The organism is Hyphomicrobium sp. LHD-15 (assembly GCF_031157355.1).
GTDB lineage: Bacteria > Pseudomonadota > Alphaproteobacteria > Rhizobiales > Hyphomicrobiaceae > Hyphomicrobium_C.
Genome location: NZ_JAVIFT010000001.1, coordinates 219,780 through 236,942 on the forward strand (window position 1 = coordinate 219,780; position 17,163 = coordinate 236,942).

General features: G+C 64.0%; 11 protein-coding genes and 1 pseudogene. 6 read left to right on the plus strand and 6 right to left on the minus strand.

The window, feature by feature from the left end; all coding sequences use genetic code 11:
• Positions 1-213: 213 nt before the first annotated feature.
• From RCO24_RS01015 to RCO24_RS01040, 6 genes and pseudogenes are all read right to left on the minus strand, one after another.
• A pseudogene (locus tag RCO24_RS01015) lies at positions 214-429 on the minus strand (formate dehydrogenase subunit delta); the annotation flags it as partial.
• Positions 416-1,264, minus strand: coding sequence for a formate dehydrogenase accessory sulfurtransferase FdhD (fdhD, locus tag RCO24_RS01020; protein ID WP_308959494.1), 849 nt, complete (start codon positions 1,262-1,264; stop codon positions 416-418). The pseudogene RCO24_RS01015 and the gene fdhD, both read right to left, overlap by 14 nt.
• A gap of 4 nt (positions 1,265-1,268) precedes the next feature.
• Complete coding sequence (gene fdhF / locus RCO24_RS01025) at positions 1,269-4,151, minus strand: formate dehydrogenase subunit alpha (protein WP_308959495.1); 2,883 nt, start codon at positions 4,149-4,151, stop codon at positions 1,269-1,271.
• 4 nt (positions 4,152-4,155) lie between these two features.
• Complete coding sequence (locus RCO24_RS01030; RefSeq protein WP_308959496.1) at positions 4,156-5,733, minus strand: NADH-quinone oxidoreductase subunit NuoF; 1,578 nt, start codon at positions 5,731-5,733, stop codon at positions 4,156-4,158.
• Positions 5,734-5,746: 13 nt separating this feature from the next.
• On the minus strand, positions 5,747-6,220 hold the full coding sequence (locus RCO24_RS01035; RefSeq protein WP_308959497.1) for a formate dehydrogenase subunit gamma: 474 nt from the start codon (positions 6,218-6,220) through the stop codon (positions 5,747-5,749).
• A gap of 140 nt (positions 6,221-6,360) precedes the next feature.
• A complete protein-coding gene (locus RCO24_RS01040) occupies positions 6,361-7,266 on the minus strand; it encodes a LysR family transcriptional regulator (RefSeq protein WP_308959498.1) in 906 nt (301 codons plus the stop codon).
• A gap of 525 nt (positions 7,267-7,791) precedes the next feature.
• On the opposite strand from RCO24_RS01040, the gene RCO24_RS01045 reads away from it, so the two are divergent.
• The 6 genes from RCO24_RS01045 (at position 7,792) to RCO24_RS01070 (ending at position 17,020) form a co-directional block, all read left to right on the plus strand.
• A complete protein-coding gene (locus RCO24_RS01045; RefSeq protein WP_308959499.1) occupies positions 7,792-9,174 on the plus strand; it encodes a pilus assembly protein TadG-related protein in 1,383 nt (460 codons plus the stop codon).
• Positions 9,175-9,352: 178 nt separating this feature from the next.
• On the plus strand, positions 9,353-9,802 hold the full coding sequence (locus RCO24_RS01050; RefSeq protein WP_308959500.1) for a hypothetical protein: 450 nt from the start codon (positions 9,353-9,355) through the stop codon (positions 9,800-9,802).
• 255 nt (positions 9,803-10,057) lie between these two features.
• On the plus strand, positions 10,058-12,328 hold the full coding sequence (locus RCO24_RS01055; protein ID WP_308959501.1) for an NADP-dependent malic enzyme: 2,271 nt from the start codon (positions 10,058-10,060) through the stop codon (positions 12,326-12,328).
• Between the two features lie 58 nt (positions 12,329-12,386).
• A complete protein-coding gene (locus tag RCO24_RS01060; protein WP_308959502.1) occupies positions 12,387-13,406 on the plus strand; it encodes a cation diffusion facilitator family transporter in 1,020 nt (339 codons plus the stop codon).
• A 93-nt stretch (positions 13,407-13,499) separates the two neighbouring features.
• Complete coding sequence (locus RCO24_RS01065) at positions 13,500-15,404, plus strand: sulfatase-like hydrolase/transferase (protein WP_308959503.1); 1,905 nt, start codon at positions 13,500-13,502, stop codon at positions 15,402-15,404.
• Between the two features lie 149 nt (positions 15,405-15,553).
• Positions 15,554-17,020, plus strand: a complete 1,467-nt coding sequence (locus RCO24_RS01070; protein ID WP_308959504.1) for a J domain-containing protein — start codon at positions 15,554-15,556, stop codon at positions 17,018-17,020.
• Positions 17,021-17,163 lie beyond the last annotated feature (143 nt).

Here is a 17,163-nt window from a genome sequence, read left to right on the forward strand (position 1 = left end):
GCGTCAACGCTCACCCGTACTTAGGGATGCGCGGTTGTCCCGTCAGATTGCCGTGAGCAATTCGCTTTAGCGGCGAGCACTCTTGCCGTTGCTACCGGCCTTCGCCTTCGGCTGCTGGGCAGGTTGCTGCGCGGCGGCCTTCTTAGGCTCTCCGCCCTGCGAGGCCGCCTGGGCCGCGGCCAGCGCTTCCGCGGCCGTCGACTTGCCGTGCATCGCCGTTTTCAGCGACTGCAGCGCCTTCAACGTCAGTGGGGTCAGCCCTTCGCCGCCTTCATCCAGGTACGCGAAGATCTGCTTCTTCATGCGCGGTTCCCAGAACTTCTTGACGTGGTCGGCGATGCCCGCGACCGCACGCTCCTCACCCTGGGCCGAGAAGAACTTGCCGATCTGATTGGCCATGCGAACCAGCGTGTCGTTAGGGGAGTGCATGGGCGGGAGCCTCTTCGCGTTTCTCTTCGGCCGATTGCGCGGCAATGCGGTTCGGGTGGGTGAAAATTTCAAAGGCGTCGGGACGCGCGATGGCAACCAGCGTGATGCCCGCCGTCTCGGCGACGCGGAGCGCCAGCGCGGTCGGCGCGGACACGGCGACGATGATCTCGACGCCGAGGGCCGCCGCCTTCTGGACCATCTCGACCGAAACGCGGCTGGTGAGAACAAGGAAGCCCTTGGCGGGATCGAGCCCTGCGGTCGCAACCGCGCCGACGAGCTTGTCGAGCGCGTTGTGGCGGCCAACATCCTCGCGCAGGAACGCGATCGTGCCGGTGGTGGCATTCCAGAATGCCGCCGCGTGCACGGCCCGCGTCGCGACGTTGAGCATTTGCGCGGCTGGCATGGCCGCGAGCGCTTTCTGGATTTCCTCGGGCGTGGTCGTTGCCGATGCGCCGACACGGCGCGGCTCTGGAACCGCGGCGTCTAGGCTGTCGACGCCACATAGACCGCAAGCGGTCGGGCCGGTGATACGGCGGCGGCGCTCGACGTGCTTGCGCCCGCTCTGGGGCGTGAGCCACATGCGGGCTTCAAGCCCCTTCTCGTGCTCGACGATCTCGAGCTCGCTGATCTCGGAGCGAGAGGCGACGATGCCCTCCGTCAGCGAGAAGCCGACGGCAAAGTCTTCGAGATCCGCAGGAGTCGCCATCATGACGGCGTGGGTCGAGCCGTCATAGACGAGCGCGACCGGCACCTCCTCGGGGATGAGACGGCTCGTTTCCTCGACGCGGGTCTTAGACACCCGGCGCGAAGCAACGCGCAGAGATGCCTCCGTCATGCCCCTACTCCGCGGCCTCGGCCGGCGCGATGCGACGGCTCACGTCGGAGAACTCTTCGTAGATCTCCTGGTACTGGGTCGGGCCGTTCGAGCGCGAGACCTCAACCGCCGTCACCTTGTACTCGGGGCAGTTGGTGGCCCAATCCGAGAAGTCGGTGGTGATGACATTGGCTTGCGTCATCGGGTGGTGGAAGGTCGTGTAGACGACGCCGGTGGCCACGCGATCGGTGATCAAGGCGTGCAGCGCGGTTTCGCCGGCACGGCTCTTGATCGTCACCCAATCGCCGTCCTTGATGCCGCGATGCTCGGCGTCGAACGGGTTGATCTCGAGCACGTCCTCGGGATGCCAGGCGACGTTCGCGGTGCGGCGCGTCTGAGCGCCGACGTTGTACTGCGAGAGAATGCGGCCCGTCGTGAGGATGAGTGGATAGCGGGCGCCGGTGCGCTCATCGGTCGGGACGTACTCCGTCAGCATGAACTTGCCCTTGCCGCGGTCGAACGTGCCGACGTGCATGATCGGCGTGCCCTCCGGGTGCTGCTCGTTGCAGGGCCACTGGATGGAACCCATTTTGCGGATCTTCTCGTACGAGACGCCGGTAAAGGTCGGCGTGAGCCGCGCGATCTCGTCCATGATCTCCGACGGATTCTTGTAGTTCCAGTTCATGCCAAGCTTCTGGGCGATCATCTGCGTGATCTCCCAATCGCCGTAGCCGTTCTTCGGCCGCATGACCTTGGAAACCATCTGAATGCGACGCTCGGCATTCGTGAAGGTGCCATCCTTCTCGAGGAAGGTGCAGCCCGGCAGGAACACATGAGCGTAACGCGCGGTCTCGTTCAGGAAGAGATCCTGCACAACCACGCATTCCATGTGCTCGAGGCCGGATGCGACGTGGTGCGTGTTGGGATCGGACTGAAGGATGTCCTCGCCCTGGATGTAGATGGCCTTGAACGTGCCCTCGACGGCGGCGTCGAGCATGTTCGGAATGCGAAGGCCGGGCTCGGGATCGAGCGTGCAGTTCCACTCCTTCTCGAACATGGCGCGCGTGACCGCGTCCGAGATGTGGCGATAGCCGGTGAGCTCGTGCGGGAACGAGGCCATGTCGCAGGAACCCTGGACGTTGTTCTGGCCGCGCAGCGGGTTCACGCCGACGCCCGTGCGTCCCATGTTGCCGGTCGCCATGGCGAGGTTGGCGATGGCCATGACCGTGGTCGAGCCTTGCGAGTGCTCGGTGACGCCGAGGCCGTAGTAGATCGCGGCGTTGCCGCCGGTCGCGTAGAGGCGGGCCGCGCCGCGGATCAGCTCGGGCTTCACGCCCGTGTACTGCTCCATGGCTTCCGGCGAGTTGACCTCCTGCGAGACGAACTCCGCCCACTCCTTGAACTCATCCCAGTCGCAACGCTCACGCACGAAGGCTTCGTTGACGAGCCCTTCGGTGACGATGACGTGGCCCATCGCCGTGACGACGGCGACGTTGGTGCCGGGCTGCAGCGGGAGGTGGAAGTCCGCCTTGATGTGGGGTGATTTGACGAGATCGGTGCGGCGCGGATCGATGACGATCAACCTGGCGCCTTCGCGGATCCGCTTCTTCATGCGGCTCGCGAACACCGGATGGCCATCCGGCGGGTTGGCGCCGATGACGAGAATGACGTCGGTGTTCTCGACCGAGTCGAAGTCCTGGGTGCCGGAGCTTTCGCCGAACGCGGTCTTGAGGCCATAGCCGGTCGGCGAATGGCAGACGCGGGCGCAGGTGTCGACGTTGTTCACGCCGAAGCCGGCGCGGATGATCTTCTGGACGAGGTAGGCTTCCTCGTTGGTGCAGCGCGACGACGTGATGCCGCCGACGGCGGTGCGGCCGTACTGGGTCTGAATACGCTGGAACTCGGAGGCGACGCGGCCGATGGCCTCTTCCCACGTGGTCTCGCGCCACGGATCGGTGATCTTGTCGCGCACCATCGGCTTGGTGATGCGATCCTGGTGCGTTGCGTAGCCGTAGGCAAAGCGGCCCTTGACGCAGGAATGGCCACGGTTGGCCTTGCCGTCCTTCCACGGCACCATGCGCACGACTTCCTCACCGCGCATCTCGGCCTTGAAGGCGCAGCCGACGCCACAGTAGGCGCAAGTGGTGATGGCGGAATGCTCCGGCTGGCCGATCTCGATCACGGCCTTTTCGGTCAGCGTCGCCGTCGGGCAGGCCTGCACGCAGGCGCCGCACGAGACGCATTCGCTGTCGAGGAACGCTTCGCTCATGCCGGGCGAAACGCGGCTATCGAAGCCGCGGCCGGAGATCGTCAATGCGAACGTGCCCTGCACTTCCTCGCAAGCGCGGACGCAGCGATTGCAGACGATGCACTTCGACGGATCGTAGGTGAAATACGGGTTGGACTCGTCCTTCGCCATCCATTGGTCGTTGGCGGCGCCATCGGTGCGGCTCTTGGCGAACACATGGTTCGCGCCATCGTAACCGTAGCGGACATCGCGCAGACCAACAGCGCCGGCCATGTCCTGCAGTTCGCAATCGCCGTTGGCGGCGCAGGTCAAGCAATCGAGCGGGTGGTCGGAGATGTAGAGCTCCATCACGCCCTTGCGGATGGCCGCGAGGCGCGGGGTCTGGGTCTTGACCGAGATGCCGGGCGCGACAGGCGTCGTGCACGAAGCCGGCGTTCCGTTGCGTCCCTCGATCTCGACCAGGCAGAGCCGGCAGGATCCGAAGCTCTCGATCATGTCGGTCGCACAGAGCTTGGGAATCGCCGTTCCCATCTCCATGGCAGCGCGCATGATGGACGTGCCCTCGGGCACCGAGACCTCGACGTCGTCGATGGTCAACGTCACCATCTTCTCGGACTTGGACGCCGGCGTACCAAAATCAATTTCTTTGATCAGGCCCATTGGTCTACTCCGCTGCCTCGGCCAGCTTCCGCGCCGGCCGCCCGAAATCCTCGGGGAAATGTGTCAATGCGCTCATAACGGGATATGGGGTGAAGCCCCCCAAAGCGCAAAGCGATCCGAACTTCATAGTGTTGCAGAGGTCTTCGATAACAGCAAGATTCTGCGACGTGTTTTCGCCGGCCATTACCTTGTCCATGGTCTCGCGACCTCTGGTCGAGCCGATGCGGCAGGGCGTGCACTTTCCGCAACTCTCGATAGAGCAGAACTCGAACGCGAAACGGGCCTGCTTGGCCATGTTCGCGGTCTCGTCGAAAACCACAACGCCTGCGTGTCCGATCAGGCCATCGCGGGCTGCGAAGGCTTCGTAGTCGAAGGGCGTGTCGAACAGGCCCCGCGGGAAATAAGCGCCGAGCGGTCCACCAACCTGCACGGCCTTGACCGGGCGGCCGGACAGCGTGCCGCCGCCGATATCGTCGATCAATTCTCCGAGAGTGATGCCGAAGGCCGTCTCGAAAAGGCCGCCGAACTTCAGGTTGCCGGCGAGCTGGATCGGCATCGTGCCACGCGAGCGGCCCATGCCGTAGTCGGCGTACGCCTTCGCACCTTCGGAAAGGATAAACGGCACCGCGCAGAGCGAGAGCACGTTGTTGATGACGGTCGGCTTGTCGAAAAGGCCCTTGTGGGCCGGAAGCGGCGGCTTGGCGCGCACGAGGCCACGCTTGCCTTCGAGGCTTTCGAGCAGCGACGTTTCCTCGCCGCACACGTAAGCGCCCGCGCCGATACGAACCTCGAGTTCGAAGGCGTGGCTCGATCCGGCGACGCTCGGCCCGAGGTAGCCGGCCTTCTTTGCAGCAGCGATCGCGGCATTGAGCGCGATGGCGGCGTGAGGATATTCGGAACGCAGGTAGATGTAGCCGCGGGTCGCGCCGACGGCGATGCCGGCGATGGTCATGCCCTCGACCAGCAGGAAGGGATCGCCTTCCATGATCATGCGGTCGGCGAAGGTGCCGCTATCGCCTTCGTCGGCGTTGCAGACGATGTACTTCTGAGGGCCTGCCGTGTCGTGGACGGTCTTCCATTTGATACCGGTCGGGAAGCCTGCGCCGCCGCGGCCGCGCAGTCCAGACTTCGCAACCTCGTCGACGATCTCGATGGGCTTCAGGGCCAGAGCGCGCTCAAGGCCTTTGTAACCATCGTGAGCCTTGTAATCTTCGAGGGAAACAGGATCCGTCACGCCGCAGCGCGCGAACGTCAGGCGCGTCTGGCGTTTCATATAGGGGTGATCGTCGACAACGCCGATGGCCGCGGGATGCTTGATCTCTGCGACGGGCTTGCCCTGCAGAATGCCGGCTTTTACGAGACCTTCGACATCACCCGGCGCGACCGGGCCGAACCCGTAGCGCACACCTTCGCGCTCGATTTCCACCAGCGGCTCGAGCCAAAGCATGCCGCGCGATCCGTTGCGGACGATTTCAGCCTGGACGCCGGCTTTCTTCACAGCCGCGCGCAAGGCGGTTGCGACCTCATCGGCGCCGACGGCAATGGCTGCCGCGTCACGCGGAACGAAAATGCGAAGCGTCATGACATTTTCCGTTTCATGCCTGGGCCTCTTTCAGAAGCTGATCGAGCCGAGCGTTGTCGAGGCGTCCGACGACGCGGCCGTCGATCATCGCAGAGGGGGCGGTGGCGCAAAGCCCGAGGCAGTAAACCGCCTCAAGGGTCACGCGGCCGTCGGCACTGGTGTTCCCGCATTCGACGCCGAGACGCTGCTCCGCGCGCTCGACAAGCCGCTCGCAGCCCATCGACTGGCAGGCCTCGGCACGGCACAACTTTAAGATGTGCTTGCCCGGAAGCTCGCGGCGGAAATCATGATAGAAGGTCACCACGCCGTGAACCTCGGCGCGCGACAAATTCAGCTCCCGTGCGAGCACAGGAATGGCTTCCTCCGGCACGTGGCCGAAGGCATGTTGCAGAGCATGCAGGATGGGCATCAATGGGCCCTCCAGCTTTTGATGATCGGCGATTATGCCGACCGTGCGCTCTTCGCTCCAAGGCTCATGACGGCCCATTGGCGTTCCTCCGCGCTGTTTATAGTTATAGTTATTACAATGTAGATCACCCTCCCTGACCCAAAGGTCAATAGAGCGATTTCGTGCTTTGATAGGCCTCGTCTATCGATTTTTGAGCGCCGCTATCAAACGGAGCCCCCCTAGCGTTCAACCTCCGCAAAAGTTGCATTAGAAATCCGCTTGGCCTGAGCAATGAAGGCCGCAACCAAGGGGGAATGGGGCTCGCGCTTAGTCACGATCAGGCCGAGCTTGTGCGTGACGGTGGGTTTTACCAACGGAATCGACCGGAGGCGGCTCGGCCGATCCAAGCTTTCGGCCACGCGGGATGGCAAAATGCTCGCCCATTCACCCGAGCGCACATGCGCATAGAGGATCAGCATCGAATTGCTTTCGAGGGTGGGCGTCTGGCGGACACCCACCTCCTGCAGATGGCGATCGATCAGCCGGCGGTTCTGCATATCGGGCGTCAGAAGACACAACGGCATCTCGCCCGCCTCGGCCCAGGTGACTTGCTCGCGCTCGGCGAACGGGCTTTCGGGGGCCACGAGAAGCACATACTGCTCGTCGTAGATGCGGATGGTCTCGAAGCGGGCCGGCGGTTCGGTATCGACGTAGGAGATGCCGATGTCGACCTCGAGATTTTCGAGGCGCGCGAGGATGGCGTCCGACGTCATCGACAGGACGGTCAGCGTAACGTCCGGATAGCGGTGGCGCATCGGCACGGTCAAATCGGCCAGAAACGGCAGCGAAGTCGGGATAACGGCGAGCGTCAGGTGGCCGGATAGGCCGCGCTTCAGGGCCTCGATCTCCTGGCGCATCGCGCGCGTGTCGCCGACGATGCGTCTTGCCCAATCGAGAATTCGTTCGCCCTCCGGCGTAAAGCGACGAAACCGCGAGCCGCGCTCCACGATCAGCACACCAAACTGCTCTTCCAAGCTTTTGAGAGCCGAGGACAGCGTGGGCTGGGTGACACCCGAAGCATCTGCCGCGCGGCCGAAATGACGTTCGCGAGCAAGGGCCAAGAGCAGTTCGAGCTTATCGATCATGACCGGATTGAGAGCCGCTGGGCCTAGGCTGTGAACTCACTATGGATGGTGCAGTGATGATCCCAATCAAGCCAAGGGCTAGGAAAAGTGCGCCGCGCGATGCCGTCGCATCGGGCAAGCGCTTTGACGACGCCATTGGCTTGATTGGGATCACCCCGCAGGGGCGCGGTCCTTTTTGCCCCGCTGGTTCGTCGCAAGACCTTGCAAACCACCGAGGTTTACTGCGGTCTTGCTCCTGCCAGCGATGCAAAAGTCCTCGCGTCAATGCGCCATCCATAATGGGTTCACAGCCTAGACTATAGACGACGGAGCTGCCCGACGCACGGACTTGCTTACTTTTTGCCCATCACCTCGCCGCGAGCCCGCCCCCGTCCGGCGATCCGTCAAGTTTTACAGGACATCTTTCCCACCCGTTTACCAAAGGGTGGAGAACTCAATGTCTTATCGACTGAAGGATAGTGGAATTTACCACTTATAAGACTTGGGCGCCGAACGTGATGCATTCCAAAGTGCGGAGCCGCGTTCATGTTTTCGTTCATTTCCCGTCAACCCTTGCAGAAACACGTCCCAGGCTCGCAGCCCGGTCAGGCCGGGCTCAAAGATTGCGCGCGCCGATTTTCGGACGATCGGCGCGGCGGCGTGGCGATCATGTTCGCGCTGGTGATCACGTCGCTCTGCCTGTTCGCGGGAGCCGGGGTCGATTTCGGCCGTTGGGCCCAAGCGCAGCAACAGACGAACTCCGCCCTTGACGCGGCCGTGCTTGCGGGCGCTCGCATGCTGCAGATCGACCGCTCCAATGTGAGCGGCGCCATCCAAGCCGCGAAGAACTACTACACGGAGAACACCAAGGACCGGATCGAACTGATCGATGATAGTGCCACGTTCACCCCGATCAACAACAACAAGGGCTTCTCCGGCACGAGTGTCTCCTATCTCAAGACTGCGTTTCTTGGATTTGCCAACGTCACGCGGCTCAAGGTCAGCTCGTACTCCGAGGCCGCGTTACCCACGCAGCCCCTCGATATTTCCATGATGCTCGACGTAACGGGCTCGATGGGCGGCACCAAGATAGCGGATCTGAAACTCGCGGCGACAGATCTTGTCGATATCGTGATCCCGGACACCGCGACCGACGCCCGCGTACGGGTCGCCCTGGTGCCATTCGCCGAGGGCGTTCGACTGCCGGCGAGTGCCAATGTGCTGGCCCGCGGATCGCCCGGCCCCGACACGGGAGCGCTCCCTTATCAATCCGGACGCAATACCAAATACGCTACCTACTACCGCACGGACTGCGTTGTGGAGCGCGCTGGAGCCAACCGGTACACCGATGTAGCCCCCGGCACCGGCAACTATGTCATGACGCTGTACAACAGCTCGGGAACCTGCGGGCTACCCGCCGCCGACGAGCTTGTTCCGCTGACCGACAGCAAAACAACTCTGAAAAGCAAGATCAAAAATCTTGTGCTGTCCAATACGACGGCAGGCCAGATCGGCACAGCGTGGGCGTGGTATACGCTCTCGCCCAACTGGAACGCGCTGTGGTCGACAGCGAACAAGGCGGACGCTTACAATACGACGACTGCCAAGATCGCAATCCTGATGACTGACGGCGAGTACAATCTTCAGTACGACAGCAAAGGCGTTCAGACCTCGTCTTCTGGTGCGGGTGTCGCTGCCAACGCGGATTCGACCACGCAGGCGCGCGAGCTTTGCAAGAGTATGAAAGCCAAAGGCATTACCGTCTACACCGTTGGGTTTGCACTTGGCGGCAACGCGACCGCCATCGAAACGATGAACAAGTGCGCCAGCGATCTGACGAAGGCTTACACGCCAACCTCGGGTACCGAGCTGAGGCAGGCCTTCCGCGATATCGCGCTCAAGATCAACCAGCTGTATCTTACCCAGTAGCCCGCCCTAAGGGCGTCATCAGTCCGCCATGCGCGCGCCGGATCGTCGAGGTCCGACGCGTTTGCTTGTCGGAGCCAGGCAGGCTTTCCACAGGCCGCTCCGAAAGGCGTGATCGCAGCCGTCAGGCGTGCGAAACTCGCGGCGCCGACGACACGCAACGAAGTTCATAGGGCACACCTTGACCGCGAAGACCGTTTTCCTTGCCGCTGCCGGGATGGTTCTGACCTCCCAGCTCCTCGCCGGCTGCTCGTCGGGCCCTGCCACTCCCCCACCCCCCGCATCGCCCGGCGCCGAGGCGGGAGATGGCATTCGCCGCAGTCCGGTCGTCGCCGGGCGGCGTGCGCGCGTCTTTGTGATGGCAGGGTTCGGCACCAACTGCGAAAGCCTTCCGGCTCCCAACATCATCATCACCGCCCCTCCCGCCAAAGGCAGCGTGACGTTCGAGCCCGGACAAGAAACGACGATCACCACCAGCGCTTCCGGCACTTGCATCGGACAGCGGGTTGCGGGCACCGGCATCTACTACACCGCACGGGCGACCGAGACGGGGCCCGACAGCTTCAGCATCCAGGCCGAGCTTGGCGGCGACATCACACGGCGCACGTTTTCGGTCGATATCGTCCAGTAGCTATGCGGCTGTCGCGGGGCTGATCCCCAGGTTTACCCTGGTACGCCTGCGTTCTCAGCCAAAAGTCGGATGAATGGCGGGTTGTGGCCTCTCCGCGAGGCTCGTAGGCTGGGTCGTCGGCGTCGATCGCGCCAACATTCCAACGTCTCGATCGATCATGCTTCCTCTCGAAACTCCGCTTTGCGGGTTTCGGAAGCGCTTTCCCGCCCGGCCGCGTCCGCGACCGGCCCTTCCGTTTTTCCATTTGCGACATCCATGGCCAACAAATCCCAGCGCACGCGCATCACCGCCCAAGAGGCGTTGCAGTTCCACGCCCAGGGCAAACCGGGCAAGCTCGAGATCACGCCGACCAAGCCTCTCGTCACCCAGCGCGATCTCGCGCTCGCCTACTCTCCCGGCGTCGCGGTGCCGGTGGAGGCGATCGCCGAAAACCCTGCGCTCGCTTACGACTATACGAACAAGGGCAACCTGGTGGCCGTGGTCTCGAATGGCACGGCGATCCTCGGCCTCGGCAATCTCGGTGCGCTCGCGGCAAAGCCGGTGATGGAGGGCAAGGGCGCGCTGTTCAAGCGCTTCGCCGACATCGATGCGCTCGATCTCCTGGTCGACACCGAGGACGTGGACGCTTTCATCAACTCCGTGCGCTATCTCGGGCCGAGCTTCGGGGGCATCAACCTCGAGGACATCAAAGCCCCCGATTGCTTCATCATCGAACAGCGCTTGAAGGAACTGCTCGATATCCCGGTATTCCATGACGACCAACATGGCACGGCTATCATCGCGGCGGCGGGCCTCATCAACGCGCTCGATCTCACCGGGCGGCGCATCGACGATTTCCGCCTCGTGGTGAACGGCGCGGGTGCGGCCGGCATCGCCTGCATCGAGCTTCTGTGCGCGCTCGGGATGCCCAAGTCCTGCGTCACCCTCTGCGATACCAAAGGCGTCATCTTCCAGGGCCGCAAGGACGGCATGAACCAGTGGAAGTCCGCCTACGCGACCCAAACCAAAGCGCGCACGCTGGCTCAGGCCCTCGACGGCGCAGACGCGTTCTTCGGTCTCTCGGCCAAGGGCGCCGTCACGCAGGAGATGGTGCTCACGATGGCCGCGAAGCCGATCATCTTCGCGATGGCCAACCCCGATCCCGAAATTACGCCCGAAGAGGTACAGGCCGTGCGCGACGACGCCATTGTCGCGACCGGGCGCTCGGACTATCCGAACCAGGTCAACAACGTGCTGGGCTTCCCCTTCATCTTCCGGGGCGCGCTCGACGTGCAGGCGCGCACGATCAACGACGAGATGAAGATGGCAGCGGCGCGCGCACTCGCAGCGCTTGCCCGCGAGGATGTTCCCGACGTCGTCACCGCTGCATTCCTGGGACGCCGCCCCACCTTCGGGCCTGAATACATCATCCCAGCGCCGTTCGATCCGCGCCTGATCAGCCGTATTTCTCCGGCGGTGGCGCTCGCGGCAATGGACTCGGGCGTTGCGCGGCGCCCGATCGTGGATATCGACGCCTATGTCTCGCGTCTCACTGGGCGCCTCGATCCGGTTTCCGGATGGCTGCAATCCATTTTCGAGCAGGTCCGCGCAGCCCCCAAGCGGATCGTGTTCGCGGAAGGCGAAGATCCCGCAGCAATCCGGGCGGCAAACAGCTTCTTCGCCCAGGGCCTCGGCACGCCGGTGCTGGTCGGGCGCGAAGACATCGTGCGTGCGCACTTTCGCGACGCCGGCATCAAGCTGCGCGACGAGTTCGAGATCATCAACAGCCGCAACTCGGCGCTCAAGGACGAATTCTCGGACTTTCTCTATGCGCGGCTGCAGCGGCGCGGGTTTCTCAAGCGCGATTGCATCCGTCTGGTCGCGAACGAGCGCAACATCTTCGCCGCCGCCTATGTCGCTCACGGCTATGCCGACGGCATGGTGGCCGGCGTCACGCGCAACTGGACGAGCGTGTTCCAGGACGTGCTGCGCGTCATCGATCAGAAGCCGGGCCGGCATGTGATCGGCGTGAATCTCGCGCTCTGCCGCGGGCGCGGCGTGCTTGTCGCCGACACCAACGTTCACGACATCCCGACCGCCGAGCAACTCGCCGACATCGCGATCGAAGCGGCGAGCGCGGCGCGCAAGTTCGGCATCGATCCGCGCGTGGCGCTGCTCACCTACTCGACCTTCGGGCAGCCGCAGAGCGAACGCTCGAACCAGGTGCGCGAGGCCGTGGACATCCTTGCCGAGCGCGGCGTCGACTTCGAGTTCGATGGCGACATGGCGGCGGACGTGGCGCTGTCGCCGGAGCTGCTGGCGCTTTATCCGTTCTGCCGGCTCACCGGGCCGGCCAACGTTCTCGTCATGCCGGCGGTGCATGCGGCTTCGATCTCGGTCAAGATGCTGAAGGAGCTCGGCGGGGCAACGATCATCGGCCCACTGCTGGTCGGCCTCGAAAAAAGCGTGCAGATCTCGACGCTCGGTGCCAAAGATTCCGATATCGTCAATCTGGCGGCGCTGTCGGCTTACGACTTCGGAGGCTGACCGATACGCCGTCCTTCATGTCGACCGAACAATTCGGCGCGATACGGGTTTATGGCCTATGCACACGCACTCCCATTCGCACTCCGATTCAAAGGGGCATTCGCATGAGGGCGCTGGCGGAGACCACCACGATCACGCCGGACATCGTCACGGGCATGGCCACGAGGGCCATAGCCACGGCGCTGGTGCAAGCGAGCGGCGGATCGGGCTCGCCGCACTTCTGACCGGCGGCTTCATGATCGCCGAATTGGCCGGCGGCCTGATTTCAGGATCGCTTGCGCTGATTGCCGACGCCGGGCACATGCTGACCGACAGCGCGGGGCTCGCGCTCGCGTGGCTCGGGTTTCGTCTCGCGCGACGGCCGGCCGACAAACATCGCTCTTACGGATACGACCGCTTCGGCGTGCTGGTGGCATTCGGCAACGGCCTCGCGCTGTTCGCAATTGCCGCCTGGATCGTCTTCGAAGCCGCCCATCGCCTCCGCGATCCGGGAACCGTGCTCGGTGGCGTGATGCTATGGGTCGCGCTTGCGGGCCTCGCCGTCAACGTGCTCGCGTTCTGGCTGCTGCATGGAGGTGACCGGACCAATCTCAACATGCGCGCGGCCGCGCTGCACGTCATCGGCGATCTCCTGGGCTCGGTCGCGGCACTCGCCGCCGCGCTCGTCATTCTCACAACGGGATGGACACCGATCGACCCCATTCTTTCGGTGCTGGTCGCAGTGCTAATTTTGGGCTCGGCTTGGCGCATCGTCCGCGACAGCGCGCACATCCTGCTCGAGGGAACACCGCCAGGGCTCGACGTGCACAAGATCGGCGAAGACCTCAAGGCGTCGGTTCCCTCGGTACTCGACGTGCATCATGTTCATGCCTGGTCGATCAGCCAGGAGCGGCCGGTCATCACGCTGCATGCGCGGATCGATCAGTCGCTCGCGCCGGAGAAAGTTGCGGCCGCAATCAAGAAGCACCTCAAAACCCACTACGGGGTTGGGCACGCGACCGTCGAACTCGAATTCGAGCACTGTTCGGAAGCGACGGTGCCAACCGCGGAACGAGGCGGGCCTCTGTCGCACGGCTGACCACTACGCATGGTTCCCTATTGCGCGGCCCGGAGCCGGGCCGCCATACTCCCGGCCCAATAAAGAGAAGCCCCCGGGGGAGGGAGACAGCAAATGTCCGAGCAAGACGTCGGCGTGACCCGACGGAGCGCCTTGAAGCTGGGGCTCGCCGGTGCCGCCGGCGCGGCAGGGCTCAAGGCCACGGAGTCGCTCGCTGCTCAGCCGGCTGCCGTCCCCCCGACCCCGCGCAAACCCAACATCCTGTTCCTGCTGGTCGACGAGCAGCGTTTTCCGACCGTCTACGAGAGTGCGGCGCTCAAGGAATTTCGTGCGAAGTACCTTCCCGCCCAGGGCCGCCTCGCCGCCGGCGGCGTAAGCTTCGAACGCCATTACGTCGCGTCGGTCGCCTGCGTGCCGAGCCGCACCTCGCTCTACACCGGGCACTATCCGTCGCTGCACGGCGCCGCGAACACCGACGGAGCGGCGAAGGCCGCCAACGATCCGGACATGCACTGGCTGCAGCCCGGCTCGGTGCCGACGCTCGGCCACTATCTGCGCCATGCCGGCTATCGCACGTTCTGGAAGGGCAAGTGGCACGCCACCGAAGCCGACCTTAGGGTGCCGGGTACGGAGCAGGTCATCGCCAGCTACGACGCCAATGGCGTGACCGATCCGACGAAGGAAGGCCTCTACCTCAAGGCCGATACGCTCGATCCGTTCGGCTTCTCGGGCTGGGTCGGGCCCGAGCCGCACGGCCCAGATCCATTGCGCTCCGGATCGTCTGCAGCGCCCGGCAAGCAGGGCCGCGATCCCGCCATCTCGCAGCAGGTGGTCAAACAGCTCAAGGATCTCGACGCTGCCTCGGACGACAGCCCGTGGTTTCTGATGGCGTCGTTCACCAACCCGCACGACATCGCGCTGTGGGGCTTCGTCACCAGCCTCTCCGCCAAGCTTCAGGAACAATACGACTTCAGCGTACCGGAAACGGTGCCCGAGGACGTGTTCGACCGGGCGCTGTTCGCGCGCACGCGGCTCGAGAAGCTCGACGAGAAGCCGTCGTGCCAAAAGTCCTATCGCGACGCCTATAGCCAGTTCATGCAGCCGAGCAACGCGAGCAAGGACTATTTCCGGCTCTATTACCGTCTGCATGCCGACGTGGATCGCCATCTTGGCGAAGTGCTCGCGGCGCTCGAGGCGTCACGCTTCCGCGACGACACCATCATCATCTTCACGTCCGATCATGGCGACCTGCTCGGCGCGCACGGCGGCCAGTTCCAGAAGTGGTACATGGCCTACGAGGAAGCGCTGCGCGTCCCGCTTGTCGTCGCACTGCCCGGACAAAAAAACACGGCGCGCACCGTGCCGATCCCGACCAGCCATATCGATATCGTGCCGACGTTGCTCGGGCTCGCCGGCATCGACCACAATGCAACGCGCGAAGCAATCGCGCCCGCATTCACCGATCCGGCACCTCTCGTCGGGCGCGACCTTTCCAGCTTGATCCGCGGCGAAGTCGGACCGGAGAAACTTGCCGAGCCGATCTACTTCATGAGCGACGACGACCCAAGCCGCGGCCTCGACCAGAAGAACTTCATCGGCCTCCCCTACGATTCCGTCGCGCAGCCAAACCACGTCGAGACGGTGATTGCGGAGGTCGACGGGGAGATCTGGAAGTACTCGCGCTATTTCGATCATCCGCGCTACTGGAGCGCGCCGGGGACGCCGGGTAACGATGGCGTGCGCGACGTCGTCATCAAGTTCAAGGGACGCGAGGGCGACGATCCGGGCAGCGCTCGGCGCATATACGAGGAGCGCATCAAGACCCAGCCGGCGCCGAACGAGTACGAAATGTACAACGTCACGGCGGACCCGATGGAGCTCGAAAACCTCGCCGGAAAGGCCGAGTGGAAAGAGCGTGAGAACGGGCTGCGCATCCTGCTCGTCGCCCAGTGCACGAAGAAACGCCTCGTGCCGCAAAGCGGCCCCGTGCCGGGCGAAGTCGGGTGCCGGGAGGCTTGAAAGGTTTCCCTGAAGCGCGCAGCTGGGAAAGCTTCCGCGTCGATTTCCGCAAGGTCTTGTAACGCATTTCATATTTCGTGTTGCGGCGCCGCAAATACGCCCAGGTCTGGCGTCTATAGGAGGCTTTCCGAACGCCGGACCGACGCCTCATGCCCCTATTCAGACTCCTCGGCTGCCTGTTGTCCTCGATCGCGTGCACGCTCGTCGCATCTTCGCTCGGCGCGCGCGCCGACGAGCTTCTGGTCATGCCCTATTCCTGCCGCGTCGCCGGTGGCTATCCGGTGCTGACCCCGTCGGAGAACCAGGGCCATGCGGTGATCGGACGGCGCGAGCAGCGGGAGTTTCGCGCCTGCTCGACCGAGAACCCGGACATGTGCCAGCGCTGGACCGTGCATCGTTTCGATCTCGACTGCGGCGGACGGCGCGTTCCCTGGACTGAGGTTGTCGCGGCGGCCGAAGACGTCAACCGAGGCCGTGCGTTCGTTGCCAGAGACGGGCGGCTCGAAGTCGAAATGCCGCCCCGCTGGAGCTTGCCACCCGGCTCGCCATGCGCCCGCGAGCGAGACGTGGAGGACCGGCGGTTCGGCAGGCTCGACGAATTCTGCGCCGAGCAGCTGGACAGAGCTCGACGCGTGACGGTCGCGATGCCGGCCGGGTTTGCCCCGATGCTGGGTCTCGATGGCATTTTCGTCGCCGATCAAGCGCCGCGTGGCGCTGTCGCCGATGCGGCTCCCGAACAGCCAGCGGCCGAGCGCCCAGCGAAGAGCAAACCTCACCGCAGCGAGGTACCCGCTCCGCAGCCCGTGCCCGCGCCAAAGAAAGCCGAAACGCCAGCTGCTCCATCGGCGCCGGCTCCCTCGGAGACTAAAAATTCGGCCGATACGAAAGTTGCAGCGGCGCATGCGGATCGACCGTCGGAGGCAAAGGCGAAGCCCGAGCCGGAAAAGACAGATCCTTCCCCCGCGTTGACGCCTTCGGGGCTCACTCCCATCATCCCTGAGATCATCAACAGTGGCCAGGCGCCCGCAAAAGCGCCGGAGAAGACTGAGGTGATTGAAACCAATATCGAGGTGGCCGGCAGCGGCGCGACCGCGCCCGATCCGGCGCCCACGCACGAACACACCGAGCTTTCGACGCCTCCCGGGGCCGCACCCGCAGGGCTGCTCAGCTCCAACATGGCGATGATTTCGATCGGCGCCTTCGCAGCGCTCGCACTGCTCGGCTTTCTTTTCCTGCGCCGGGGCAGCGATCCCCTGCTCGCTCGCGACATCTCCGCCGTGTCGCTGGGTGCCAACGATCAGCCCCGCGCCGATCGCGCGCTCGTGCCGATGCCCAAGCCAGAAGCCAATCACGCGTTGACGCCGCATTTCCCTGCCGGACCGCCGGTTCCCGTGAGTGACGCCATGCCCACGACCCGCGAAGAGGCGATGACGATCCTGGGCATGGGTGTTGCGCCGGACGTCAACGAAGCCGCGATCAAGAAAATCATCGATGGCTTGCGGCTGAGCTGGCATCCCGACCACGCACGCGACGCGGAGGACCGCAAAAACCGCGAGCATCGGCTCAAGCAGATCAATGCCGCCTGGGACATCATCGCAGGGCGGCAGGCGAGCTAGCGCCGTGGAGGCGCCCGATCTCTGGGCTGCCCAATAACGCTCACGCCAACAACCAGGACTACGGCGATCAGCAGACCGACCCAGCAATAACGCACGTAAAATTCCCTCTCGTCTCGCTCCTAACGGCCCAAGCGCTACATTCG

What these genes read in the sequence shown, in the direction of transcription:
- fdhD (WP_308959494.1), bottom strand. Translation starts at nt 1,264, where the DNA reads ATGACGGAGGCATCTCTGCGCGTTGCTTCGCGCCGGGTGTCTAAGACC.
- fdhF (WP_308959495.1), bottom strand. Translation starts at nt 4,151, where the DNA reads ATGGGCCTGATCAAAGAAATTGATTTTGGTACGCCGGCGTCCAAGTCC.
- RCO24_RS01030 (WP_308959496.1), bottom strand. Translation starts at nt 5,733, where the DNA reads ATGACGCTTCGCATTTTCGTTCCGCGTGACGCGGCAGCCATTGCCGTC.
- RCO24_RS01035 (WP_308959497.1), bottom strand. Translation starts at nt 6,220, where the DNA reads ATGGGCCGTCATGAGCCTTGGAGCGAAGAGCGCACGGTCGGCATAATC.
- RCO24_RS01040 (WP_308959498.1), bottom strand. Translation starts at nt 7,266, where the DNA reads ATGATCGATAAGCTCGAACTGCTCTTGGCCCTTGCTCGCGAACGTCAT.
- RCO24_RS01045 (WP_308959499.1), top strand. Translation starts at nt 7,792, where the DNA reads ATGTTTTCGTTCATTTCCCGTCAACCCTTGCAGAAACACGTCCCAGGC.
- RCO24_RS01055 (WP_308959501.1), top strand. Translation starts at nt 10,058, where the DNA reads ATGGCCAACAAATCCCAGCGCACGCGCATCACCGCCCAAGAGGCGTTG.
- RCO24_RS01060 (WP_308959502.1), top strand. Translation starts at nt 12,387, where the DNA reads ATGCACACGCACTCCCATTCGCACTCCGATTCAAAGGGGCATTCGCAT.
- RCO24_RS01065 (WP_308959503.1), top strand. Translation starts at nt 13,500, where the DNA reads ATGTCCGAGCAAGACGTCGGCGTGACCCGACGGAGCGCCTTGAAGCTG.
- RCO24_RS01070 (WP_308959504.1), top strand. Translation starts at nt 15,554, where the DNA reads ATGCCCCTATTCAGACTCCTCGGCTGCCTGTTGTCCTCGATCGCGTGC.